We start from the raw sequence: 25,995 nt of genomic DNA, 5'->3' as shown, positions 1-25,995 counted from the left end.
TATACAATGGATTGTATCAGAATTATGGATGTGAAAATTACGATTCTGCAGGTGGAAGTCGCGAACCTGCGTCCGAATCCCTGGAATACCAACTCCGTTGGGGCGCAAAACTTCGAAAAACTGAAAGGCTCGATCGAAAAATTGGGCTTTTTTAAGCCAATTCTGGCGCGGGAGCTGGACGGGGGCATTTTTGAGATCCTCGGTGGCGAACACCGCTGGCGTGCCGCGATGGAGCAGGGCATTTCAACGGTTCCCGTCATCTCCGTGGGCAAAATTAACGACCTGGTGGCCAAACAGATGTCTCTCGTCGATAACGAACGCTACGGCGAAGACGATCAGGTCGCTTTGCAGCGCTTAATCGAAGAAATCCAGTCTGAAATCGACTACCGGTTGTCCGATATCGCCCCGTATGACGACGAAATGGCGGCAACACTCGCCAAAGCGTCCGTTATCGATCTTGAAGCGCTGGAAGCGCTCTCCCGTGGCGATGACGAGCCGGTCGATGAGGACAAACGCGAGAAAACCGAGCGAGTCGGCGCTGAACACCAGACGATGCGCTTCAAAGTGACGTTTGATGCGTCAGATCGCGTCGCCGACACCATCAAAACCATCATCAAAGAGCAGGGAATCAATACCGGTAACGAAATGGAGAACGCCGGGGAAGCCCTGGTGTGGCTGGTCGACTACTACAAGGAGCGTATGTAATGACCAAAAACTTTGAAATCGTCTATCGAAACCCGGCAGAACTCATCCCGTATGAGATGAACGCCAAAAAACATGACGAACAGCAGATCCGCGACCTGGCGGCCGCCATCAAAAAGCGCGGTTTTGACCAGCCGATCACGGTCGACAAGCACGACGTCATCATTACTGGCCACGGTCGTCGCGAGGCGGCACTTCTGGCTGGTCTGGAGCGTGTGCCGGTCATCGTTCGCGACGATCTGAGCGAAGAAGAAGTGAAGGCGAAGCGTCTGGAAGACAACCGCCTGGCCAGTATTGACTACGACGCCATCAAATTGCAGCAGGAACTGGAATCCCTGGTGCTGGGCGACGTCGAGGTCTTCGGTTTTGAAGAGCGCGAGCTGAACGTGCTTGTCGGCAGCATGACCGAAGAGATGGAAACCGGCTCTCTGGTGCTCGATCTGGGCGAAGAGACGGAACGCCAGAAAGAAGAGCACACCGAGATCAGTCGCGAAGTAGCCTCTGAAGAAGTCCGCGTCATCGACGTATTGGGCTTTAAAACGCTCCCTGCTGGCTCTGCCATTGTGGTTGGGGATTTGCTTGCCCACATGGAAGAAATCACGGGAGAGAGCGGGGTAGACGCTTTCGTGGCATATGCGGAGAAAGTTTCTTCAGGGGAGCTGGCTGCGTGAGCAAATACACCATCAATGTATCGTTTCAGACCCGCGTGAACAAAACCACGCGCACGCTGGAGATTGCCGAATCGTTCGGTCTTGGCCTGGACGAAAAAGAGTGGACGCTTTACGACAATCTGGAGCTGGAAGTGAAGCAGGGCGATGTGGTGTACATCACCGGCCAATCCGGTTCCGGCAAATCCGTTGTGCTGCGCGAACTGCAACGCCAGATGAAGGATGAAGGGCTTTCTGTAGCCTCCATCGATGACTTTACCTTCGACAATGAGGTTAACGTCATCGACCAGCTGGGCAAAACCACCAGCGAAGCGCTGGGGCTGCTGTCTATGGCCGGATTGAATGACGCCTATCTCTTTGTGCGCAAGCCATCCGAGATGTCTGACGGCCAGAAATACCGCCTCAAGATTGCCAAGCTGATCGAGTCAGGCGCCAAAGTCTGGGCAGCCGACGAATTTGGCGCTGTTCTCGACCGTGTAACCGCTCAGGTTGTGGCGTCGAACCTCCAGCGTGCCGCTCGAAAGGTTGGTGCGACGGTAATGGTGGCGACGACCCACGAAGACCTGAAGAACGCGCTGCGCCCGGATATGCAGATTACCAAGCACTACAAAGAACGCGTGAAGGTGGAATATGCCTGATTTGAAGATCGTAGAGCTGAAACCATCGAAAGAGGCAGATAACAACAACCTTGAAGTCATCCGCCTGCTGGAAGAAGCACTCCAGTACGCCAGAGAAGGCAAAAGCCAGAGCCTGGCGCTGCTGATGATTAACAACGACGGCAGTGTTCTGGATTGCTGGCATAACGGTGGGCGTCCATACGTCATGGTTGGGGCGATGGAATCGCTTCGCCTGGACTTCATCAATGCCAATATCGAGCGCAGGTGATCGACATGACAGACATCATCATCAAACGCTACCGCCCGGAAGAGTTCCCGCGTCATCTGGACTTTCTGGAGCGTATGACCGTTACCAAAGGCACGGTTGAAGACTGGCACGCGCTGAAGTCGCTGCACTACAAGACGGATGGTAAGCCGTTCGCGCCAACGTATTATCGCTGCGAACTGGACGACCGGCTGGTGGGCGTCGTGGTTATGGCTTACCCGAAACTGCTGCTGGCGCCTCGCCATCGCATGTTTCCTAAGCTGAAGCCAACCACCAATACCACCGTGGCCAACCAGTATTGGGGCCGGTACGTGAACAACAACTTTGCAGTGATCAGCCGTTCCGTTGTGGACACTCAGTACCGCGGCGTCGGCGTCTCCTATCGAATGATTAACCTGGTTAGCAGGATGCACGACCGGCCAATCATCGAGATCCAGTCGTCGATGAGCAAATACAACCCGTTCGCCATGAAAGCAGGGTTCCAGTTCATCCGTCCGGAGCGTCCGAAGAGCTACGAGAGTGCGTTGCGCGTCTTCCAGCGTCATTTCCGTTCCGACCCTGGTGACAACGAAGCGATCGTCAAAGAGCTGTTCGCCATGAGTGAGTCTCGCCGTCGTCGTGCGCTGCGTGATTTGGTCGCTGACTACCACAAGAACAGTTCCCTGGCCAAAGCCGGGCGTAATCGTGGCACGACGATTCAGGACATTGCCGACAGCCTGGTGGACGAGGCCAGCATCGTGAAGCTGCTCAAGGACATTCACAACCTGAGCTTCACCTCTCCGCTGTATGGCGTGTACCGAAACCCGGACTTTGGTCGTCAGCTGCCGGACACGTTGCCACTGCTGGCATTCGACAAACAGCCTTTGAATAAACCTCTTGAAATTGCATTACCGGCATAAGGATTTGCCATGACGTTGACCGACAAACAAAAAGACATCATCAAAACCATCAATTTAGGCCATGAGCGTGGGCATCTGCTCGATCTGGACGAGCTGCTTGAAGTGCTGCCGTACAAAACGACCAAACAGAGTATGCAGTTCTCTATCCGCGCACTGGTGAAAAAGGGGCTGGTGGAGAAAGGAATGTGCCGCCAGCGCGGTGATTCCGGCTACCACCGTCGCACGCTGGGACTGACCACGTTAGGTCGTGCCAGAGCCAAATTACTGGTGATGTAAGTCGGTCTGGGAGCCAGTTTGAGAGCCTGCTTCCGTATATATAAATACTAAGTGACTTATTAAATATATACGGAAGCAGGCTCTGAATACTCCCCAGCCCGGTTTTAAACACCCAGAAAACAAATTGGTTAGGCACAGAATTAAACAAGTTGTTTAGGAGCGCAAGGATGCGCTCTGAGTGTTTTAGAGGGATCTATGACTGTAGAAAAAGACGAGAGCAAAACTCGCCTGACGCCAGCTGAGTGGGCAGAAGCCGAAGCAAAGTGGACTTCCGGTGAATACACACTCTCCAAGCTGGAGGAAGAGTACGGCATTCGTCGTGAAACGCTCTCCAGACATTTCAAAAAGCGTGGATTAGAGAAAGGCGCGGACTCCGTTGGGAAGATGGTGCGCGAGTCGCTCAAATCCGACGCAGAGCTGCGTGCAAAGGCGCGTGCAGAGAAAATCGAAGAGCGCCGGACTCGTTACGACGATTGGGCGTTCGCACTCGGTCGAATGGTGATGCATGAGGTGGCCACAGCCAAGAAGGACGGCAAGCCACTGGCAACCATCGAAGATGACCTGAAGAGTCTCCAGCGTGCCAGCGGCACACTCGCTAAGTGCTTCGAAATATCCTCGAAAGCGCTCGGTATGGATCGCGCAGAGAACGAAGACGACGAAATCCCGAACCTGGTATTTGGCGAACTTACGCCTTCCCAGGTGGCGCAGCTGCGTAAGGAAGATGATGAGCCGGATCTGATTGATGACGATCTGCTTGAGTCGCTCGAAGAGGAAGCACTGAGCGAAGCAGAGGGCGATTCTGACGCGTCTGGTGATGAAAGTGATGGGAGCGTCTAACTATGGCCATCCCGTCGTCTCTGAGTCTCGTACAGCTGCATTCTGGGCAGATGCAAGTCTTCCAGTCACCACATCGTTTCAAAGTGGTGTGTGCGGGTCGACGCTGGGGTAAATCCCGGTTGTCGATCTCCACCATCATCCGCGCGGCAGCCAAAGAGAAAAAGCAACGTGTCTGGTACGTCGCACCGACTTACCAGATGGCTCGCCAGATCTTGTGGGATGACCTGCAGGAAGTTCTGCCTCGTAAATGGGTTCGTAAGAAAAACGACACCACGATGACCATTGTGCTGAAGAACGGCTCTGAAATCGCGCTGAAAGGTGCGGATAAGCCCGATACGCTTCGTGGTGTGGCACTGCACTTCGTGGTGCTCGATGAATTTCAGGATATGAAGCCTGACACCTGGTACAAGGTACTGCGTCCGACACTGTCCTCTACCCGTGGCGGTGCGCTGATCATCGGTACGCCAAAAGGCTTCTCCGAGTTCCACAAGCTGTGGACTATCGGTCAGAACAAAGATTTGCAACGCAAAGGGCAGTGGAAGAGCTGGCAGTTCGTTACGGCCGATTCTCCGTTCGTACCGAGCGCGGAAATCGAAGCGGCGAAGAACGATATGGACCCTAAATCGTTCGCGCAGGAATACCTGGCCAGCTTCGAAAACATGTCCGGACGCGTTTACTACCCGTTCGACCGCAATGTGCATGTGAAGCCACTCCAGTTCAATCCGAAACTGCCGATCTGGGTTGGTCAGGACTTCAACATCGACCCTATGTCATCGGTCATCCTGCAGCCGCAGCCAAATGGTGAGCTGTGGGCCGTGGACGAGGTTGTGCTGTTCTCTTCCAACACGGCTGAAGTGTGTGATGAGCTGGAGCGTCGTTTCTGGCGCTGGAAGTCTCAGGTCACTATCTTCCCTGACCCGGCAGGTGCGTATCGCCAGCACGCACGCGGTGAATCGGACGTCGATATCTTCAAGGAAAAAGGTTTCCTTCGAGTCGATTATCCGAAGAAGCACCCGCCGATCGCAGACCGTGTTAACGCAGTGAACCGCATGTTGATGAGTGCCTCGGGCGAAACCCGGTTGTACATCGATCCGAAGTGCAAACACCTCATCGACTCGCTGGAGAAGGTGATCTACAAGCCAGGCTCACGCGATATGGATAAGACTGGCGGCATCGAACACAGTGCGGATGCGTTGGGTTATCCGGTTCATCGTAGGTATCCGGTGAAAAATCGTGTTATTCTTGGCGGATCTAGATAGGTAAGTACTTACCTAAACGGAAAGGAAAAGCAAATGGAATTGACTGACAAGCAAATCAAAGACCTTGTGGCACGACGCCACCCTGAATATGAGAAGAAAAAAGAACATTGGGACTTCCTCGCCAGCACCTACGCTGGCGGGCGTGCCTGGTTCAACGACAATATCTTCCGTTACTTCAAAGAGGGCGATCAGGAGTTCAAAGAGCGCCTGGAACGCGCTTATCGCTTCAACCATACGCGCGAAGTGGTAAACCTCATCAACAAATACCTCTTCAAAGAGGTCATTCACCGCAACACTGATGAAGCACCGGAGCAGATCCGCAATTTCTGGAAGCGAGCCACGCGCCAGAACGCCTCCATCGATGCGTTTATGGCGGCTATCGATCTGCAATCATCCATTTATGGCCGTATCTGGGTTGTCGTGGACAGCACGATGAACGTCGATGTTGAGTCTGTTGCAGACGAGAAGAAAAATGATGCGCGTGCCTACGCATACTGGATTTCGCCGCAGCAGCTGCTTGATGTTGCCTGGGATGAAGACGGCAATATGTTGTGGGCGCTAATTGTTGAAATCGCGCGCGACGACGAAGATCCGTTCACTTCAACCGGACAGGAATACCAGCGTTACCGTCTGTGGACGCAAAACGAGTGGTATCTGTTCCGTGAAGAAGTGAAGAAAGGTTCCGGAAATAGCGGTCGCCGTCAGGCCAAAGTCGTTCTGGAGGATAGCGGCCAGCATAATCTGGGCGTGGTGCCGGTGTTCCCGGTGGATTGCATTGGTGAAAGCGAGTCTCCGTATTTCAGCCCGTCGTTGATTGACGATATCGCCTATCTTGATCGCGCCGTGGCCAACTACCTGTCGAACCTTGACGCGATTATTCAGGATCAGACATTCAGCCAGCTGGCGATCCCGGTTCAGTCATTGCTGCCGGGCGATGAAAACCACACCAAAGTGCTCGAAATGGGGACAAAACGCGTCTTCACCTTCGACTCTGAGAGCGGTAATCAGCCATTCTACCTGTCTCCGGACCCGAAACAGGCCCAGATGATTATCACCACGATTAAGACGGTGATTAACGAGATCTACCATTCCGTTGGCGTGGCAGGTGAGCGAACCAAGCAGGATAACGCACAGGGCATCGATAACTCTTCGGGCGCAGCGAAGATGTACGACTTCCAGCGCGTTAACAGTCTGCTGGTGACGAAAGCAGAACGTCTCGAAAGGGCAGAGCGCCAGATGATGCAACTGGCAGCGAAATGGATGGGTGTCGAACTGGATGAAGACCACTCTCTGATCGCATACCCGGAAAGTTTCGACATTCGCGGTCTGACTGACGAGTTTGCCGTTGCCGAGAAACTGTCGCTGCTTCAGGCGCCTGATTCTGTTCGTCGTCATCAGATGGAAATGCTCATCGAGAAGGTCTTCCCGAACATTTCCGATGCGATGCAGAAGGAATTTCAAAAAGATCTCTTGAAATTTCCTCCAAAAAATGATCTTAACACCCTTGAAAATAAGTCAGTACTTACTTATGATCAAGATACAGCCCAAGAAAGCGGGCATGATCAACCCCGAGGGAATGGGGACTCATCTACTCAAGAGACCGAGTGATAAGTAACGAAAAGGAATTTCTATGAATCTGTGGCAAATGCTTATGGCCCGTCGTGGCCTGATGGATGTAGCTGAAGCGCATGAGCGCGGAGGCGCTGGTGGCGGTGCTCCTGCTGGAGACAATGAGCAGGGCAATCAAGACCCAGGCAAACAGGGCGAGCAAAAAGAGCAACCGAAGGGTGACGACGACGAGTATGCCGGTATGACTCAGGAAGAGTTGCTGGCAGAACTGCGTAAGTCCAAGAAAGCCGGTGCTGACCTGCTGAAAGAGAACATGAAGCGCAAGGAGAAAGAGCGCACATTGGCCGATCAGCTGGCTCAGTACGGTGATATTGACCCGGCGCGTGCTCGCCAGCTTCTCGAAGCTGAACAAGCCGCAGAAACCGCACGTCGGGAGGCGGAGCAGGCTGAACTGGAACGCCGTGGTGAGTTCGATGCTGTGAAAAAGCAGATGATCGAAGCGCACCAGGCTGAACTGGCACAGCGCGACGAACGCTACTCCGCTCTGGAGAGCGAGAACGCCGCACTGAAGGCCCAACTGGTCGAAATGACTGTTGGCGCTTCCTTCAGCGGCTCTGCCTTCCTGCGTGACAAAGTTCTGATGACTCCGGCTAAGGCTCGCGTTATCTACGGCTCTCATTTCGAAGTGGGTGAAGACGGTAGTGTTGTGGGCTTTGATAAGCCAGCCGGTCAGAAAGAACGTGCAGTTCTGGTTGACGGTGAAGGCAAACCGTTACCGTTCGAATCCGCGATTGAGCGCATTCTGCGTGCAGATCCGGAAGCTGACGCACTGTTGCGCAGCGAAGCCAAGCAGGGTGCTGGTTCCAATAGCAAACCGACCCACAAAGTAAACCAGCCGAAGAGCAAGTCGACTATGGATAAGTTGACCTCCGGTCTGGGGAAAATCGGACTCAAGTAACATCTTAAATCATAGGGAAATGAAAGATGCCATTACTGCGTGATGAAGCTGAAAAGCTGTCTAACAACGAACTTGAGCAGGGTGTGATCGAGACCATCATCGATCGCGATGACCTGTTCGCTGTTCTGCCTTTCATGAAGATTAATTCTAAGGCATACCTCTACAACCGCGAAGCTACCCTGAGCGAAGCAACCTTCATTGATGTGAACGACACCATCACCGAAGGCGCTGCAACCTTCACCGAACACGTTGCGAAGCTGCGTATCCTGGCAGGCGACGTAGACGTCGACAAATTCCTGGCGACCACTATGTCCGACACCAACAACCAGCTGGCAATCCAGGTTCGTCAGAAGGTGAAAGGTCTGGCTCGCGCATTCCGCCGCAACCTGATTCTGGGCGACTCCAGCACCAACAACAAAGCGTTCGACGGTATTCCGAAGCTGATGCACGACGATCAGAAGATCGACATCGAAGGCGCTTCCATGACCTTCTCCATGTTCGACGAGCTGGTCGACGCGGTGAAAGATCTGGGCGCAGACTGCATCATGATGCGTTCCGAGCACCTGCGTGCTTATCGCGCTCTGCTGCGTACCGTTAGCCTCGGCCCGTCCGAAATCATGATGGAAAACTTCGGTCGTCCGATGCTGTGCCACAACGGTGTACCGTTCATCGTGAACGACTTCATCCCGACTGATTCTGGCAAAGCAAGCATCTACTGCCTGCACCTGTCCGAAGAGAACGGTGTGACTGGTCTGTATGGCGGTGAAAACGCCGGTATCGTTGTTGAGAACATCGGTACTGTTCAGAACAAAGACGCAACCCGTACCCGCGTTAAGTGGTACTGCTCTCTGGCGAACAAGCACGACAAGGCTATCGCCGCGCTGACCAACGTAAAAATTTGATCAGTATGGTAGGTAAGTAATTATCTACTATTTAGGGGTGGGCTATACGCCCACCCTTTTTGTAGGAGCGAGAAATGCCAGAACAAAAGATGAAGATCACGGAAGAGGCGTTTGCGGATTTCACGGGGCATATGTGCCGGGCCGAATTCACCAATTCCATCTCCAACGAGCCTCTGAGCGAGCGCCAGCAGAATCATCTTGCGGCTTGCTTCCGGGCAATTCCGTTCACTCAGTCTGTCACCATTACACCGGCTGCGCCGTCCGTATTGGTGGGTAAAACCGTTCAACTTAGTGCAGGTATCACCATGAGCAAAAGCGCAGATTCATTCACCTGGACGTCGGCCAATGACCAGGTCGCCACAGTCAGCGGTACGGGTCTGGTTACTGGCGTGACTCCGGGAAAAGTGAAGATCACCGCCACCGATAAGCAGACTCAGCTTTCTGCGTCAGTCGAAGTGACCGTTAAGCCTGTCAGCGTGGAGTCCGTTACGGTAACGCCAGACTCTACCTCTGTTGAGAAGGGGAAATCGGTCAAGTTGCGCGTTGATGTACAACCGTCAAACGCAACCAATAAAAGAGTCACCTGGACTTCCAAAAATAGCGACAAAGCGACCGTTGACCAGAACGGTAACGTAGCTGGCGTAGCCGTTGGTACGGCAACCATTGAAGTGGTTTCGCAGGATGGCAGCCATAAAGCTACTGCTACGGTTGAAGTCACTGAGCCTGTCGTTGCTGTTACTGGCGTCTCTGTCGATCCGAGCACCACCAGCGTTGAAGCCAACAAAACGGTACAGCTGACCGCGAACATCGAACCGGCTGGCGCAACCAATAAGCGCGTAACCTGGGCGTCAAAAAATGCCGAGTTCGCGACGGTTGATAGCGCAACTGGACTTGTGACCGGTGTGGCTGCAGGTACTGCCACTATCGAAGTCACCACGGAAGACGGTAGCCACAAAGCCACTGCGACCGTTGAAGTGACCGCAGCACCGGCTGCGTAACCAACACATGGGCGGCGATGCCGCCCATTAAGTGAGAAGAAGAATGAAACCAGCAAAAATTCGTTTATTGGAGCCTCAATTTTTGGGGTACACGGGCATTCTCTGCGGTATCCAGTTTGTCGACGGCATCTCGGTTGCCGAACTGCCATTCATCGATCAGCAGCGGATTTGTGCCTCCATGCGTGCCACTACCGTTGAAGGCAAAAATGTATCTCCTTCTGCCGCGTACAGCAGCCGCAATGATTTAACTGCGGACGACATTGTCGAGACGGCGGCCCCGGATATTGTGCCAATGAAACGTGGTACGGCTGAAGTGGAAGCCAAACCGGTACAGCGCTTTACTCGTGAAGAGCTGGAGTCGATTGCGGACTGTGAAGGTATTGCTGGTCTGCGTCAGATCGGCAACCAGATTGGCGTGAAAGCCAAAGGTATCGTTGAAATGATCGAAGGCATCCTGAAAGCACAGGGCGGTGAGTAATGGCGCAGATCGACACGTACCGTAGCGGGGAAGCAGTTTCCCTGTCGTTTGCATTTAACGTTCTGGATATTGAGTCGGCCACGTATACCGTCAGAGATGGCGCAGGTGCGATCATCGTCGATAACGAACCTCTCGATATTACTGAGGGGCAGATGTCCATTCCGGTTGTCGTGTCGGCCGAACACAACCTTCTTTCAGATAAAGAGCGCGATCTGCGACACGTCATTGTCAAAGCGGTGGCATCCGGGCTGACGCATGAAGAGCGCAAGATGTACGTTCTGCTGAATAGCTTCGAGCTGTCAATTCCAGGCCAGTCATTCGCAACGGTCGCAGACGCCCAGATGCAAGCTATCGATATGCTGAACGGCGACACTCTGTTAGCTGATGGCGAAGGGCTGATGCGCAAACGTCTCATTGAGGCCACCAGACGCGTCAAAACGCTGCCGTTCTCAATCCGCAAAGTCCTGCGTATCGACTTCGACCGGTACGATCGCCCGCAAAACATGCTGAACGTCTATGACATTCCGTGGGGCGCTGACGGGGCATATCGTCACGATCTGATCGATTGGGAGCAGATGACGCCTGAGAAATTCGACGAGTTCCCGGACTACTTCAAACAGGCATTAATGCTGGCCGTGGTTAATGAAGCCTGCGAAATCGCTAACGGTAATGACGTAGCGGCAGCCCGCGAGGACGGCATTCTGTCTGAGTCCATTGGTGAAACGACCAATATGTACCGCACCGGCAAAGCGGCAAATGTGCATGTGGCTCGCAGTACCTGGCGACTGCTGGTCAGTTACATCAATAACCGCATGATTGTTCGCCGTGCGTAACGCCAGTCGCATTATTTACTTCTGGTCGAAAGGCTCAAGACGAGCAATCGCGCCTTCGCCTGGTAATGAGTGCGGCTGCCAACCACAGGGAGAGTGCATGAACATTTCATGGCAAGCAGAGATAGCGATTTACCGTCTGGGTTCGAAGAACGTCTACGGTGAAGCGCAATTGCAGTTCGTCAGGAAGACGAACGTCGGCGTCGTTAAGTTTGAGCAAAGTAACGAGAAATCATCGGTACGTGCGGACAGCTCCGGCAGTCGCGGTAAAGCGGATCTGGAATTGTTCGATGCTGTTCTGGTGATCCCACTTGAGGCCGCAGTACAGCTTGATGACGTTCTCATTCTGGAGGGGCAAAAGCTGAAGGTATCCAGCGTGCATCGTCGCTGGGGACTGCGTGGGTGCCCAGGGCATCTGGAAGTAGGGGCAAACATATGGGTCTGAAGTACGACGCGCATCAGTTTAAGCGTGCTGGCGACAGGCTCAATAACAGCCAGAAAGCCTTTAAGCGTTATCTCATCCGTGACATGGAGAAGCTGGCGCGTCTGGTTGAGCGTCTTGCGCGGGCAATGGCCCCGCTGGAGACTGGCTCACTCGAAAGCGCGATCTTCGCGAGAGTGGTCAAAGAAGGTTATACCGGGCTTCGTATTGAGTTATCGGTATTTGGAGCCAAACCACGCGAAGGGCATCCGGGCGTTGAGGTTGGCGATTATGCGGAGTACATGGAGTTGGGCAAGTATCGTCTCGGCTATCTCTCTCGCATGAAGAGCGTCACCAACCCGCCAGTCGCTGGTGTGAAGCCACGAGTTGGGCCTTTGTTCCTTGAGAGAGCCGTACAGATCAGTGAAAAACAGTTCACTCAGACGATAGCAGAAGCGGCAAGGAAAGCAGGTTTTACGAGAGGTTGATGTGTTTATTGAAGCATTTGCGAGCCTGATGCAGAAGGCGAAGATCGGTACAGTCGGCGCTGACATTTTCTGTCACTACATGCCAGCCAATGTGAAGTCCGGTGTTCTGTTGGTTAATCCCAATACGGGGATCGCTATTGACCATGAGTTGAAAGGCTTTTATCACGACTCTTTCACCGTCATCGTGCGTAATGCGACGATCACAAAGGCGGTGGCGAAAGCCAATAAGATCATGGATATGTTCCCGGTCGAAGAAACCGTGTCAGAGGGCGTTTACTTCCGGTTGGTTCGGCCAATGTCTATGCCGATCACTTATCCCAAAAACGAAGGCTCATTAATTGAAGCGGGTATCCCGATTGAATTTGCGGGCTATTTGTTGAATTAATAAAATAAGTAAGTATATACTTACCATTAGCGCCATGAAGGTGCTGATTTAACGGAAAAAGGAGTTTTCCAACAATGTCCAATACCCATGTAAAAAACATCAAACTTGGCGCCTGCAAAGTGTCGTTTGGTGGCGTTGATCTGGGTTACACCAAAGGCGGTGTTCAGGTTGAGGTTGCGACCGAAACTCTGAAAGTCACCGTAGACCAGCTGGGGCAGACCACCATCTCCGAGCTGGTGCAGGGTCGTAACATCACTATCACTGCGCCGCTGGCCGAGTCTGTGTTGCAGAATATGGTCGATCTGATGCCGGGATCTACCCTGAGCGAAGAAGATAACGCTGTGACCATCACTTCCGCACAGGGCATCAACCTGATCGACGTAGCCAAAGAGCTGGTTCTGACCCCGCAGGATACCACCGACTACGTTCTGACCATCCCGAAAGCTGCGACCGCAGGTAACTTCACCATGACCTACCAGTCTGATGATGTTCGCGTGTTCTCCGTTCAGTTCACCGCTTACCCGGATGACGACGGCGTGCTGGGGAAAATGAGCGGCCCAAAGCCGGTTAAAACCGTCTCTATCTCTCCGGAATCTCCGGAAGTTAAAGCCGGTGAGACCGTGCAGCTGACTGCCCAGATCACCCCTGCAGATGCCGGCGATAAAACCGGTGTGTGGGAATCCGACAATCAGGAGAAAGCAACCGTTGACCAGACTGGTCTGGTTCGCGGAGTAGCTGAAGGTTCGGCAAATATCTCCTTTACCAGCAATAGCGGCGGCAAGAAAGCGACCAAAGCAGTAACGGTTAATTCTGCCGAATAATCGCGACGTAACTAAGCAGAGGCTCAGGAAGAGCCTCTCTTTTAAAAGGACTTTAACCAATGACCAAATTACTCGATCTCGACTCCATTCTGCCTCCGAAGAAAAGCATCAAGTTCGGCGGTCAGGAATACCCCATCGTTGAAATGACTGTTGGCCTGTTCGTCTCCATCAAGCAGATGGAAGGCAAAGACCTTCAGAACATGTCGCCTGTTGAGCAGGTAACTGCTTACGCCGACCTGGTTCGCAAGGTCATCCCATCCGTGCCGGACGCTGTACTGGAAAAACTGACTGTTCCGCAGCTCCAGCAGATCTTCACCTTCGCTATGGAAGTGATTGATGAAGAGAACGAAAAAGCGGCTGGTGAAGGGGCAAAGTAATTTCCCGCGATGAATCCGGGGTAAAGACCGTATCGATAGATCTCGGATTCTATTTCAGTCGTGTAGTTGCTCACTACGCCGTGTCGCCATTAGAGCTGCTGGGCGTCCCTCTAACGATGTTCTGGATGCTCAGTCGCAACATCGACCGTCTGCGCGCGGAAGAGGATGTCCGCAACCTGCAAGTCGCTCGCGCTGCCCAGGCAGATGGCGAGGGCGTGAAGGCGTTCATGGAGGGTTTGCAACTCAGGATTGGAAGACCAGTCGTAACCGATAAAGTCTACGATCCACGCAAGGATAAGGCAGACCCTGACGCCAAAGAGCAACTGATGCAAATTTTTGGCAGAGGATGACAAGGGAATGTCACAAAACGTAGAGTTTATCCTGTCGCTGGAAGACAAGCAGTTTACAGCGTCAATCGACCGGGCGGGTAAGCTACTTACCAGATTCGGGGAGCAGGCCACAAAGCCCGCTCAGAAAATTAACAATCTGGAACGCTCGTTGGGTTCGGTCTCCCGCATCATCGGCGTTCTGGAGTCCAAGCTCGATGCCACGGCAGACAAACTACAGGATGTAGCTGCCGGCTTCGAGCTTGTGTCTGATGTTTCGCGCAAGACGCGAGGCAACATTACCAGCCTCAACTCAGGTCTCAAAACCCTGATTGAGCGCGTCGACACAACCACCTCATCCGTTAATAAACTCACCACATCGCTGCGCAAGGTTCAGTCTGAACTCAACGAGTTTTCCGATTGGGCAACGTTCGCTGGCAAGAGCGCCAGCCGCTTCGGTACGGAAGTAAAAGAAGCCTCTTCATCCGTGAGTGGCATGAATACGCGCCTTAACACCACGACGAAGCGTCTCAGTAATTGGGGCGTCACAACGAGCCAGGCTGCCGAGGGGCTGAAGAAAGTCCGCGATCAGATGGATGCCGTGATTGGCCGCCAGCAACTGATCAGCAAGCCGGTACGTGTGCGCACCAGCGGCTACGGTGAGGGCGGTGGTAATGGTGGCGGTGGTCGACGTGGCGGTACAAATGGCCACGGCGGGCGCGGTGCTGAAAATGGCATGTTCTCTGGTCTGCGCGGCAATATTTTCCTGCTGGGCGAGATTGGTGATGCGGCAAGAACGGTAACTGACATCCTGTTTGGCTGGCAGAAGCCAATCGTCGAAGCCGCCTCCGAAATGGAGCGTATGCGCGTCATGTTGCGCGGGCTGAACAAGGACAAGGCCAACCCTGGTAAAGCAGCCGCAGAGGATATGCAGTACATCGTGGATATGGCGCAAAACGCCCCGTTTGCGATGCAGGCGCTGACCGATTCCTTCGTTAAATTCCGCTCGGCAGGTCTCGATCCTACTGACGGATCGCTGAAAGCACTGGTGGACTCCGTTGCACGCTTCGGCGGCGATAGCGAGCTGCTTAAACGTGCTGCCGTGGCTGTCCAGCAGATGTCCGGTAAGGGCGTCGTGTCGATGGAAGAACTGCGTCAGCAATTAGGTGAAGCCGTTCCTAACGCGATGAAGGCGATGGCAGACGCTGCCGGTATCACTATGGGGGAACTGACCAAAGCAGTCTCCACCGGTACTGTGGAAGCGAAACAGGCGCTATCGCTGATGTTCGTTGGTCTGCGTGCGGAGAACGAAAACGCCGCCAAAGACATGATGCAAACCTACACTGGTGCGCTGGCGCAATTGCAAACCTCCTTTACGCTGTTTGCCGATCGTGTCGGTCAGGCGGGCTATCTGGATTCTCTCTCAAAGGGGATGAAAGAGCTGGCCTCCATCATGAATAGCGCAGAGGGCATTTCGTTCGCTAACTCGCTGGGTTCCGGACTTACCACCGCAATCGACAGCTTACGTGAGCTGGCGCAGTGGCTGGCGAAAAACCAGGAGTTGATTGTCAACCTGGGCAAAGTAGTGGCCGCTATGGTGGCGTTCAAACTGATGCGTGCGGGCATCATGGGCGTGATTGGCACTGCCGGGCAGATGGTTAACACGTTTGCGACGATGTCGACTGTCATCCAGGCGCCGTTCAATCTGGGCGCGACAGCTGTCACCCGCTTTAATCGTGCGGCTCGTATGGGTCTGGCTCCAATCCCATCGCTGATCTTCGCTATCCGTGGCGCGATCACGGGGTTACAGGGGGCATTCGCTGGGCTAACTGCGTTCATCGCAGCAAACCCCATTGGTGCAGCGTTCACCGTCGCTACCGTGGCTGTAGCCGGTCTTATCACGTATATGACCATGCTCCGCAGCGAAACGTCAAAAGTCGTTGACGAGATCCGCAAAATCCCGGAAGCGATGACGGCGGCCAAACGTGCGCAGATGGCAGAGCGTGCGGAAAAGCTCGAAAAAGAGATCATCGCAGACCAGCGAGCGCTCAAAACAGGCGAAAGCGTGAGCTATGTGTCCAACTCTGTTGGCGCTGTCACTCACAAAGAGTCAAAAGCCGATATCGAGGCTCGCCTGAAGAAGAATCAGGAAGAGTACCAGAAGATTACCGGCACCATTGCGCTGGGTGACGGGGCTGTAGCCAAACGTCTGGCTAAAGAGGCAGCAGAATCCCAGATTGAGAAAATCCGGGCCGACAATCAGGTCTTCTCTGCGACATTTGTGAAAGCACGTCAGGAGGCTCTGGACAAGATCCAGAAAATCAATGACGACAAATCACTGTCTGACGATGAGAAGAACAAACTTCTCGCACCGCTCCGTGAAACGGTGAACAAGTCATACCTGGAACCGGCGCAAAAACTGGTCGATTCACTGTCCTCCCGTAAAAACGCGACCGAGAAGCAGATTGCCCACTACAACGATCTGCTCGAAAAAGCGAAGAAAGAGGGCAATACCGAGCAGATTCAGAAGCTACAAGGCAGTATTCGAGGCTATCAGGAGCATCTGGAAGCTGTCGCTCAGGAGTTGACTCAGGCCGAGTTTGAGCGTGATAACGCTGCCAAAACTGGTAAGGGTGTCATGTCCAACCAGGGAACCGTTTTGGGGCTTGGTACGAGCGACAAGGCGGCCCAGAAAGCTCTGGCGCAGTACATGCGCAACCAGATGGACTCCGCAACCTATCAGCGCACGTTGCCAGACGGTACGGCGATGCTGGACTTCGAAGGTAAGCCGATCATTGGGCCGAAGCAGCTCAAAACCCAACTGAACCTGCAGAAAGCCTCCAGCGCCAGCTCTCTGGAGAAAATGAGCGACGAGGAACGTGCAGCAGCGATCGCCGCACTAACCAAAGCGCGTGAGCAGGACGCCGCAGCTGCGGAAAAAGCCGGGCAGCGTACTGCCAATGCTTCTCAGCGTGCCGCACGGAAGGAAGAAAATGCGCAGCGTAAGCTGGCGGCCGGCTACCAGAAAGCGCTGGATAAAGCCGATCAGCTTATGGGGCAGATGGGTGAAAGCTCTAAAGCGACCGTGTCGTTTGACCAGTCTCTACGCGATACCACCAAATCGCTGACCGAACTGGCCAACGCCGTACCGAATGAGTTCATCACTCAGGAGATGATCGACAAAGCCAAGTCACGCCTGGCTGACCTGGCTAACGCGAGCGACGACTATCGCGAGATGTTCAACCGCCGCAACGTCGAGCAGATGATCTCCACCTGGGCGCCGGAATCCGATTCCATCATCAGCGCGGGTTACAAGCCGTCTCGTGAAGAGAAGGTGGCCGATTTCAACGACACCTACAACCGTAACCTGAAAGCGTTGATGGATCTGCGTGACCAGGCTTCTGATCCGAAAATCGTGGCGCTTTACACCAAGCAGATTAACCAGCTGGTGGCGGCAGGCAACACCGCTCTCATCAAAGAGACGGGTACGGCGACACAGAAGCTGGCGCTTGAGTACGAGAATCTGGCCGATCAGCTGGAAAACAGCTGGAGCAACCTGTTCAGCAACATGACGGATACGCTGACCGACTTCGTCATGAAGGGGAAAATGGACTTCTCCAGCCTGGCAGAATCCATCCTCCGCGACATCACCAACATGGTTGTGAAGACGCAGATCACCCTGCCTCTCATGAACATGCTGGGGATGGGAACGACGGCAGCGGGCAGCTCTCAGAGCGGCAATCTGCTTTCTGGTGTCGCATCAGCGGTTGCCAACCAGGGCGTCCGGATGAATGCGGTCAACGGCGATAAGAGCGTGGGTGAGGCGACGAAAGAGACCTCCAGCTCGGTCTCCGGTCTGGGGCAGACCACTCAGCAGACGACCAGCGCGATTGGCTCTGCAACCAACGCGATCGGCAGCTGGGTGAATGGACTGTTCACCAGTACTGAAGCCAAAGACGCGGAAACCAAAGCGGTGAAGACATCCATCTTCTCCATGCAGAACCTTAGCTCTGTCACGGGGGCGCTTTCTGCCGCGTTTGCCATGCTGGGAGCAAACATGTCCGGCTCTGGCAATAAGTGGTTGAGCTTCGGCGCTACCATTGCCTCTGGGCTGGTGTCTGCCTGGGCTGGTGGTGGCTTCGACAACATCGGATCGGGTTCCTCCGGCTCTAACTCCGGGTTCAACAATCTCACCGGATCGGCATCTGATGGTACTGGCGGCATCCCGGCAATTCCGAAGTTCGCCAAAGGCGGCATTTTCGGGAAAGACGGCGTGGTTCCGCTGCGTGCGTACCAGAAAGGTGGCATCGCTGACTCTCCACAGCTGGCGCTGTTTGGTGAAGGGGATATGAACGAAGCCTACGTTCCGCTTCCGGATGGGCGTTCCATCCCGGTTACGCTCAACGCAGAGGGTGTTAAAGGCGGCGGTGGCGGCGTTTTCTCACCTGTCAGCATTGAGATCAACGTCAACAGCGACGGCAGTGTTTCGGAGAACAGCAATTCCGAAGGCGCATGGAGTCAGGCAGCGCAGCGCATGAAGGCGATCGCGCTTGAAACCATCGCTCAGGAGAAGCGGCCAGGCGGTTCGCTCAACCCTAACTCTCAACGTAACTAACCACGGCTGCCCCGGAAGGGGCAGCCTCACAAGGATGTGAGATGGAAAGACTGACTTTTAACTGGTATCCCGACTACGAGTCGGAAAAGACCGTGAAGCCTAACGTGACGGTGCTGAATTTCGGTGACGATTACGAACAGCGCCAGGCCAAAGGTCTCAATCGCATTAAAGAAGAGTGGAGCCTGACATTTACGCGCTCTTACGACGTTATTAATGCCGTCGATGACTTTTTGACGGCACGCGCGGCCGTTGAGTCGTTCTACTGGACGAACCCTCGTGGCAAAAAGATGGTTGTGGTGTGCGACAGCCATACTGTGAAGCGTTACCAGGGCTATCTCGTTCTCACTGCGACCTTCCGACAAATTTATGAAGGATAATTCAACCCACTAGATAAGTAAGCACTTATTTACTATTATCTATAGGCGCTGACAGGATGTTGGCGCCTCTTTATTTCAAGGAAGAAACGATGGGTATTAAAGCTGATATTCAGAGCTTGTCGCCCTCCGCGCTCATTGAGCTGTTCGAACTTGATATGTCGAACACCACCTCTGGGGGCAAGCTGTTTTTCCACGCTGGTACAAACGAACTGATGGAGCCAGTCGTTTGGCAAGGCGTGTCCTACGAACCGTGGCCAATCAAGGCGTCAGGCTTTGATAAGACTGGTCAGGGTACTTTGCCGCGTCCAAAAATCCAGGTCTCCAACTTTGCCGGAACTGTCTCCGCTGAAGTTCAGGCAAACGACGATCTGGTTGGCTGTCGCATCATCCGCAAGATGACGCTGGCGCGTTTTCTCGACGCGGCCAACTTCAAAGACGGGAATCCAACCGCAGATCCAAATCAGCACTTCCCGGATGAGATGTGGTTCATCGAACAGAAGACTCTCGAAACCCATGAGGTTGTCGAGTTTGAGCTGTCGAGTGTGTTCGATCTGATGGGCGTGCAGCTGCCGTACCGCCAGATCATCAAAAACACCTGCCCGTGGAAATACCGCGGTCCAGAGTGCGGCTACACCGGCCCCTATTTCGACAAAAACAACCAGCAAACCACCATGTCAGGCGCGGATTACTGCACGAAACGCTACGACTCATGCAACGCACGCCGTAACTACTTTGCCAATGGCGTAATCCACTTTGGCGGGTTCATTGGAGCAACGCGTTATGGGTAATAGAGCTTTCCCTGAGCTTGGTTCGGACGTTATGCAGGAAATCTATCTGACAGCCATCAAACGCTACCCGAACGAAGCGTGTGGCTTTCTGGTACGTACCACTGGCGAGAAATATCGCTTCATGGAAGCCCGGAACGTGTCGGAAAACCCGGAAAACACGTTTGTTATGCACGCTGACGACATTATCGCAGCGGAAGATGCGGGAGACGTGGTTGCCATCTGGCACTCCCACACTGACGAATCAGCTGAAGCGTCAGACGCCGACCGCGCCGGATGCGAGGCAACGGAAGTTCCGTGGCTGATTCTGGCTGTTCGGAAGAACGTCGAGGGCGATGCGCCATTTCACTTCAGTGAGATGAATGTGATCACCCCAGACGGCTTTGAGATGCCTTATCTGGGGCGGCCCTATGTGTTTGGTGTCTTCGACTGCTGGATGCTGTGCCGCGACTACCTGAAGCGTGAGTTCAACGTCGAGTTGAATCCAAACCCGCACCTGCATATTCCATCGTGGTACACGGGCGATACCGACATTCTCGATCAGAACTACCGCAATGAAGGGCTTGTTCGTCTGGCGCCGGGGACGGAACCCCAGCGTGGTGACGTCTTCTTCATTCAGTACGGAAAGATGCCTGACCACTGCGCGGTGTACATCGGAGACGGAATGATCCTGCACCACCAGATCGACCGTCTGAGCTGTCGCGCTTATTACGGTGGCATGTACCAGAAACACACGACGCACCACCTGCGTCACAGAGACTTACTCAAGGGAGATGAAACGTGTCTGAGTTAGTTCATGTGCAACTTGGTGGCCCGATGGCCAGACATTTCGGCCGCCACTGGCATTTAAAAGTGCGCAACACCAAACAGGCGTTGGATTTGGTCGAAGCCAACCGTCCGGGCTTAAAAGCCTGGATGAAACGCAACATGAAGACCTACGACAGTTACCACATCCAGATCACCAATAAGCAGGGGCATAAGTGGTCGGTTGATGAGAGCGAGTTTCAAATGATGGGGCAGTCCGACAACATCGCGAAGATCCGCATCACGCCGGTTCCTCGCGGTAGTGGCGGTAAGGCTTTTGGTTGGTTCCAGACAGTCGTAGGGGCACTCGTCATGGTTGCCTCATTCTGGTTCCCAGCGCTGGCCCCGCTCGGCTTGTCGCTAATGATGGGAGGTATTTCGCAGTTAATTTCGCCCCAGGCGACCAATGACAGCGTAAGGCAGGCAGATAACTCGAACTCGTTTTATTTCGACGGGCCACAAAACACCACTAACCAGGGCAACCCGGTTCAGCTCATTTATGGCGAGGAAATTCTGGTCGGCTCACAGGTTGTGAGTTCTTCGATCACCATCGACCAGCTTTAGTAAGAAGGGAAATTTTTGAACATGGAACAGTTCAAGAAGAAGAGACTGCCTCTCCTGATTGCAGGTGCTGGCGGTAAGAAAAGCAGTGGCTCCAGCCGCACGCCGGTTGAAGCCGACGATACCGTAAACTCGCGTGCTATGGCGTCCATCCTCGACCTGCTCGGGGAGGGTGTCATTGGCGGGCTGGTGGATGGCGCAAAGTCGATCTTCGTTGATGATCTGCCAATCCTTAACGAAGACGGGTCTCCAAACTTTAGCGGTATCACGTGGGACTTCCGCGATGGTTCACAAGACCAGACGCCGATGTCCGGGTTCGATTTCGTTGAAACGCCGAAGTCAGTCAACATCCAGTTGAAAAGAATGCACGACGTTACGATTGCCATCGATAACGATGAGGCAGACCGTGTCCGCGTCATTCTTAAGTTCCCGTCTCTGCGTAGCATCGACAAAAAGACCGGTGATACCAACGGTACGACCGTGAATTACAAATTCCAGATTGCCAATGGCGATAATGCCTTCAAGGACGCCATCGCAGAAGGGGAGAGCACTTCCGAAATTACGCTGACGGCAAAAAAGACGGGCGTCTACTACCGCAGCTATGAGCTAAAACTGCCCAAGCCAGGTCGTGCCTACAAGGTTCGCGTGCTTCGTCTGACCGATGACAGCAACACTCAGTACATCTTTAACGATACGTGGGTGGACTCTATCGGTGAGATTGTTGATACGCCGATGAACTACCCGAACTCCGCGCTGGTTGGTCTCAAGGTCAACTCAGAGCAGTTCGGCAGCTCGATGCCGTCTCGTTCGTATCTGGTGCGTGGCCTTAAGATCCGAGTCCCGTCCAACTACGACGAGCACACAAACACCTATATCGGCGTATGGGATGGCACATTCAAGCTGTTGTCATCTTCCAACCCTGCCTGGATTCTCTTCGACCTGCTTACCAACGCCCGTTATGGCCTGGGGCAGTACGTTTCTGAGTCCATGATTGACCTCGGGCAGATCTACCAGATTGGGCGCTACTGCGACGAAGAGATTGACGATGGTTTCGGTGGCAAAGAGAAGCGCTTCGCTATCAACACCCAGATCACCAGCCGTCAGGATGCGTACCGACTGATTCAGGATATCGCTGGCGCCTTCCGCGGAATGGTCTTCTGGGCTGGCGGCATGGTTAACGTCATGCAGGATAGTCCGTCAGATCCGGTCATGATGTTCACCAACGCGAACGTCAAAGATGGCATGTTCAGTTACAAGGGATCTGCGCGTAAAGACCGTCCGTCAGTGGCTCTTGTGACCTACAACAACAAGGAAGACGGCTACAAGCAGAACATCGAGTACGTCGAAGACCAGGAGGCGATGCGTCGTTATGGCGAGCGCAAAACCGAAGTGGTTGCGTTCGGCTGTACAAGCCGTGGCCAGGCGCATCGTGTCGGTCTGTGGCTGCTGTATACCGCACGCATGGAGTCCGACGTTATCAGCTTTACGGCAGGGCTGGATGCTTCCTTCCTGATGCCGGGCGAAACGGTGCTGATTCAGAACAAATACCGTGCTGGTAAACGCAACTCTGGCCGCATTGTGGCGTTCACAAAGAACAGCATCACTCTCGACGCACCGGTTACGCTGAATAAGGCTGGTAGCTACATCCGGATCTTGAATCAGGAAGGAGAAATCGTTGAGCGCGATATTCTTGAGACCGGGGAAGACATTACCAAAGTAACCTTCTCCAAAGCGCTCAATTCTGGTGATATGCCGGTTATGAATGGCGTCTGGACGATTACCGAGCCAGATCTGGAACCAATGCGCGTGCGTGTTATCAACGTTGCCCAGGGCGAGGCTCAGGGGACGTTTGACGTTACCGTTGTCCAGAATAACGCATCGAAGTACGAAGCCATCGACAACGGCGCGACGCTGATCCCCGAGAACAACACCGTTCTCGACCCGACTTATTCGAAGCCGACCAACCTGCAGGTGACGGAAGGGACGTATATCTCCAGTCCGGGCAACCTCTCAATCAAGCTCGTTGCCACCTGGGAAGGTAAGTCTGCGGAATATTGGATCAGCTGGCGTCGTTCCGATGAGAACAACGTCTCTAACTGGCAGTCCGCACGCGTTACCGAAGAGCAGTTCGAGATCCTCAATATTGCCGAGAATGGCCAATACGACATTCAGCTCTATGCGGTTTCGTTCAGCGGCAAGAAGACGGACATCATCAGTACCGTTTACCAGGTGAAAGGTACGATGACGCCGCCAGGCTCTCCTACCTCTCTGACGGCCGTTGGTGACTACCGCAACGTGATTCTGAATTGGGTCAACCCGGACTCAATCGACCTCGATCACATCAACGTGTACGCCTCCCAGACCAACGATCTGGAAACGGCAAAGTTGATTGCAGAGGCTGCCAGCACCACGTTCACCCATGCCGGTCTTGGGGATAGCGAGACCTGGTACTATTGGGTTCGCGCGGTGAACAAGCGTGGCATGTTAAGCCCGCCGAACTCCAATCTGGGTACGGAAGCGATGACGCGAGACGTCCTCTCATTCCTTACCGGGAAGATCACCTCTTCCGAGCTGGGACAGGAGCTGCTGGAGGAAATCGACTCTAAAGCCTCTCAGGATGCGGTCGACGCCATCAACAAACAGATGGAAGAAAGCCTGAAAGAGCTTGATCAGTCCGTTGCCGATCTGGACAGCAAACTGGAAGACACCAGCGGTCGGCTTGAACAGGCCCAGAACGACCTCAAAAATGAAGTCTCTGGCACGCTGGACAAGGTCAACGACGCGCTGCAACAGGTTGAGGACTCTAATGCGGCTCTGGTTGAGTTGCAGGAGACCGTTTCCGAGCAGGGCAAAGCCGTTGCAGGTGCTGTGGAAGCGGCACACGCTGCGCTCGACAATGCCTCCGCGCTGATTGCTGAAGAGCGTGAAGCCCGTGTCGAAGGCGATAAGGCAAATGCCAAACAGATTGAGGCAATGAAATCCTCCGTCGATGACAGCGTTGCCGCCGTCGAAGAGATGAAAAAGACCGTTGCCGAAGTCGAACGCGCCAGCGCGGAAGTATCGACCAATATCGAGGCTCTGGCCAAAACCAATATTGACCTCGCTCTGCGTCAGGATGAAGACCAGCACAAGCAAATGGTCAATAACGCGAAGATCGCCACCACTCAGAAGACGTTTGCCGACGATATGTCTGCAATGGCCTCAAAAGTGGAAGAGATCCGCGCAGAAATTGGTGAGGACATCCGGGCATCGATTCTGGAAGAGACAACGGCTCGCGTAGAGGCTGATAAGGCTATTGCGACGCATATCTCCAAGCTGGAAGCCCAGCTCAACGACGATATCTCAGCGGCCATTGTTGCTGAACAAGAGGCGCGTGCGACTGCGGACGAAGCGCTTTCTCGTCAGATCACCACGTTGCAGGCGAAAGTTGAAGGGGATATCAGCGCGGCACTCACTGAAGAGCAGATTGCCCGAGCCACAGCGGATGAGGCGCTATCGAAGCAAATCACCCAACTGAAGGCCCAGACTGGTGAGGATATCAAAGCAGCCGTTGCGGCAGAGACCCAGGCTCGAACCGATGCAGATGGTGCTCTGGCTTCGCAGATCAGTTCGCTGAAGGCTCAGACGGCAGAGGACATCAAGGCTGCCGTTGCCACGGAGACGAAAGCGCGTACCGATGCCGACTCTGCTCTGGCCGGGCAGATCACCAATCTTCAGGCTCAGACCGGCAAAGATATCAACGCTGCTATCACATCCGAAGCCACCGCGCGTGCAAACGCTGACGGTGCTCTCGGTAAGAGAATTGATACGGTTAAGGCTGAAGTTGATGGTAACTCGGCTCTCATCCAGGAGCAGGCGAAGGCCATTGCTGATACCGATAAGAAGGTTTCTGCTGCCTGGACGCTGAAGATGGAAACGTCTACCAGTGGCGGCCAGAAGTACGTTGCAGGTATCGCGCTGGGTATCGACAGCACCGGTCTATCGCAGTTTTTGGTTCAGGCAGACCGTTTTGGCCTGGTAAACTCCGTAAACGGGAAGATCACCACGCCGTTTGTCATAGAGAACGGTGTTGCTTATATGAATGGAGCATGGATTAAAGACGGGACGATCAGTAATGCCAAGATTGGCAACGTGATTCAGTCAAATGACTATGTTTCAGGAAGATCCGGATGGAGTATTCGTAAAGATGGAACAGCCGAGTTTTGCAACGGAACATTCAGGGGAAATGTAGATGCTAATTCTGGCACGCTGAACCACGTCACTATCGCTGACACATGTATCATTAATGGCACGCTAAGAGCTGAAAAGATCATAGGCGATGTTGTTAAAGCAGCGGGTAGGGAGTTTCCTCACTTTAAAAACCCGACAACAGGGGAGTATTTATATGCTAACGGAAGTCTGACCGTCACTGTTCATGACGATCAATCTTTTGACCGACAGATAATTATTCCACCCATTTTATTTTCGGGAAGCTCATATGAAAGTAATACGAGTAACGATGTCTGGGATGAATGTACTTTTAAAGTTACTCATAACGGGTCACTGATTTATCAGGCAACAAGTTCAGGGAAGCAGGAATGTTATAATGCGATTTTTGACATGCCTGCAGGTCGTGGTGCCAAAACACTGACATTTACTGCAAGTACAAGAGGAAACAGTGGAGGTTGGCCTCGATCTCGTGTCAGCGACCTATTAGTGATAGTCGTTAAAAAGAGTACTTCAGGTATTGTTATTAGCTAACTCAATGCGTTAATTGTTATTTTATGCAGTGTAGAAA

The 25,995-nt window shown here is 53.7% G+C and carries 25 protein-coding genes and 1 pseudogene; all 26 read left to right on the top strand.

Going from position 1 to position 25,995, the window contains the following annotated elements; all coding sequences use genetic code 11:
• Position 1: 1 nt before the first annotated feature.
• Positions 2-705, top strand: a pseudogene (locus HV229_RS25530) (ParB N-terminal domain-containing protein).
• On the top strand, positions 705-1,373 hold the full coding sequence (locus HV229_RS25525) for a ParB/Srx family N-terminal domain-containing protein (protein ID WP_000164561.1): 669 nt from the start codon (positions 705-707) through the stop codon (positions 1,371-1,373). The pseudogene HV229_RS25530 and the gene HV229_RS25525 overlap by 1 nt, the downstream one beginning before the upstream one ends.
• Positions 1,370-2,008, top strand: a complete 639-nt coding sequence (locus HV229_RS25520; RefSeq protein ID WP_006812519.1) for an ATP-binding cassette domain-containing protein — start codon at positions 1,370-1,372, stop codon at positions 2,006-2,008. Before HV229_RS25525 ends, HV229_RS25520 begins: the two co-directional genes overlap by 4 nt.
• Complete coding sequence (locus HV229_RS25515) at positions 2,001-2,255, top strand: hypothetical protein (RefSeq protein WP_131405969.1); 255 nt, start codon at positions 2,001-2,003, stop codon at positions 2,253-2,255. The genes HV229_RS25520 and HV229_RS25515 overlap by 8 nt, the downstream gene beginning before the upstream one ends.
• Positions 2,256-2,260: 5 nt before the next feature.
• Positions 2,261-3,151, top strand: a complete 891-nt coding sequence (locus HV229_RS25510) for a hypothetical protein (RefSeq protein ID WP_002211789.1) — start codon at positions 2,261-2,263, stop codon at positions 3,149-3,151.
• A gap of 9 nt (positions 3,152-3,160) precedes the next feature.
• Positions 3,161-3,427: a hypothetical protein gene (locus HV229_RS25505; protein WP_000176291.1), complete on the top strand. Its 267-nt coding sequence runs from the start codon at positions 3,161-3,163 to the stop codon at positions 3,425-3,427.
• A gap of 195 nt (positions 3,428-3,622) precedes the next feature.
• Positions 3,623-4,264 carry a hypothetical protein gene (locus HV229_RS25500; protein ID WP_023180879.1) on the top strand — a complete coding sequence of 214 codons (642 nt, stop codon included), beginning with the start codon at positions 3,623-3,625 and terminating at the stop codon, positions 4,262-4,264.
• A 2-nt stretch (positions 4,265-4,266) separates the two neighbouring features.
• Positions 4,267-5,523 carry a phage terminase large subunit gene (locus tag HV229_RS25495; protein WP_002211787.1) on the top strand — a complete coding sequence of 419 codons (1,257 nt, stop codon included), beginning with the start codon at positions 4,267-4,269 and terminating at the stop codon, positions 5,521-5,523.
• Between the two features lie 33 nt (positions 5,524-5,556).
• Positions 5,557-7,131: a hypothetical protein gene (locus tag HV229_RS25490; protein WP_131381285.1), complete on the top strand. Its 1,575-nt coding sequence runs from the start codon at positions 5,557-5,559 to the stop codon at positions 7,129-7,131.
• Positions 7,132-7,153: 22 nt separating this feature from the next.
• Positions 7,154-8,050 (top strand): DUF6651 domain-containing protein, encoded by an 897-nt coding sequence (locus tag HV229_RS25485; protein ID WP_045339224.1) that lies wholly within the window; start codon positions 7,154-7,156, stop codon positions 8,048-8,050.
• 26 nt (positions 8,051-8,076) lie between these two features.
• Entirely contained in the window at positions 8,077-8,952 is an 876-nt protein-coding gene (locus HV229_RS25480) for a major capsid protein (protein ID WP_006812514.1), read from the top strand.
• A gap of 74 nt (positions 8,953-9,026) precedes the next feature.
• Entirely contained in the window at positions 9,027-9,950 is a 924-nt protein-coding gene (locus tag HV229_RS25475; RefSeq protein WP_131405968.1) for an Ig domain-containing protein, read from the top strand.
• A gap of 43 nt (positions 9,951-9,993) precedes the next feature.
• Entirely contained in the window at positions 9,994-10,428 is a 435-nt protein-coding gene (locus HV229_RS25470; RefSeq protein WP_000801184.1) for a hypothetical protein, read from the top strand.
• Positions 10,428-11,261, top strand: a complete 834-nt coding sequence (locus tag HV229_RS25465; protein ID WP_000057119.1) for a hypothetical protein — start codon at positions 10,428-10,430, stop codon at positions 11,259-11,261. Before HV229_RS25470 ends, HV229_RS25465 begins: the two co-directional genes overlap by 1 nt.
• A gap of 97 nt (positions 11,262-11,358) precedes the next feature.
• Complete coding sequence (locus HV229_RS25460) at positions 11,359-11,703, top strand: hypothetical protein (protein ID WP_131405967.1); 345 nt, start codon at positions 11,359-11,361, stop codon at positions 11,701-11,703.
• A complete protein-coding gene (locus HV229_RS25455; protein ID WP_131405966.1) occupies positions 11,694-12,167 on the top strand; it encodes a hypothetical protein in 474 nt (157 codons plus the stop codon). The genes HV229_RS25460 and HV229_RS25455 overlap by 10 nt, the downstream gene beginning before the upstream one ends.
• A gap of 1 nt (position 12,168) precedes the next feature.
• Entirely contained in the window at positions 12,169-12,552 is a 384-nt protein-coding gene (locus HV229_RS25450; RefSeq protein ID WP_057102242.1) for a minor capsid protein, read from the top strand.
• 74 nt (positions 12,553-12,626) lie between these two features.
• Positions 12,627-13,373, top strand: coding sequence for an Ig domain-containing protein (locus tag HV229_RS25445; protein ID WP_131405965.1), 747 nt, complete (start codon positions 12,627-12,629; stop codon positions 13,371-13,373).
• Positions 13,374-13,432: 59 nt separating this feature from the next.
• Positions 13,433-13,750, top strand: coding sequence for a hypothetical protein (locus HV229_RS25440; protein WP_000163862.1), 318 nt, complete (start codon positions 13,433-13,435; stop codon positions 13,748-13,750).
• A 125-nt stretch (positions 13,751-13,875) separates the two neighbouring features.
• The gene (locus HV229_RS25435; protein ID WP_000952684.1) at positions 13,876-14,100 is read left to right on the top strand and encodes a hypothetical protein; all 225 of its coding nucleotides are present in this window, start codon (positions 13,876-13,878) and stop codon (positions 14,098-14,100) included.
• A gap of 7 nt (positions 14,101-14,107) precedes the next feature.
• A complete protein-coding gene (locus tag HV229_RS25430; protein ID WP_131405964.1) occupies positions 14,108-18,691 on the top strand; it encodes a tape measure protein in 4,584 nt (1,527 codons plus the stop codon).
• A gap of 41 nt (positions 18,692-18,732) precedes the next feature.
• Positions 18,733-19,068, top strand: coding sequence for a phage tail protein (locus tag HV229_RS25425; RefSeq protein WP_000440566.1), 336 nt, complete (start codon positions 18,733-18,735; stop codon positions 19,066-19,068).
• Positions 19,069-19,157: 89 nt separating this feature from the next.
• Positions 19,158-19,856: a phage minor tail protein L gene (locus HV229_RS25420; protein WP_016051624.1), complete on the top strand. Its 699-nt coding sequence runs from the start codon at positions 19,158-19,160 to the stop codon at positions 19,854-19,856.
• Positions 19,849-20,646 carry a C40 family peptidase gene (locus tag HV229_RS25415; protein ID WP_071692144.1) on the top strand — a complete coding sequence of 266 codons (798 nt, stop codon included), beginning with the start codon at positions 19,849-19,851 and terminating at the stop codon, positions 20,644-20,646. The genes HV229_RS25420 and HV229_RS25415 overlap by 8 nt, the downstream gene beginning before the upstream one ends.
• A complete protein-coding gene (locus tag HV229_RS25410) occupies positions 20,634-21,221 on the top strand; it encodes a tail assembly protein (protein WP_023316017.1) in 588 nt (195 codons plus the stop codon). Before HV229_RS25415 ends, HV229_RS25410 begins: the two co-directional genes overlap by 13 nt.
• Before the next feature lie 21 nt (positions 21,222-21,242).
• Positions 21,243-25,958: a phage tail protein gene (locus tag HV229_RS25405; RefSeq protein WP_233622554.1), complete on the top strand. Its 4,716-nt coding sequence runs from the start codon at positions 21,243-21,245 to the stop codon at positions 25,956-25,958.
• Positions 25,959-25,995 lie beyond the last annotated feature (37 nt).

The sequence above is a fragment of the Citrobacter sp. RHBSTW-00524 genome, from assembly GCF_013747755.1.
Taxonomy (GTDB): Bacteria; Pseudomonadota; Gammaproteobacteria; order Enterobacterales; family Enterobacteriaceae; genus Citrobacter; species Citrobacter braakii.
This window is presented reverse-complemented; position numbering and strand designations above follow the sequence as displayed.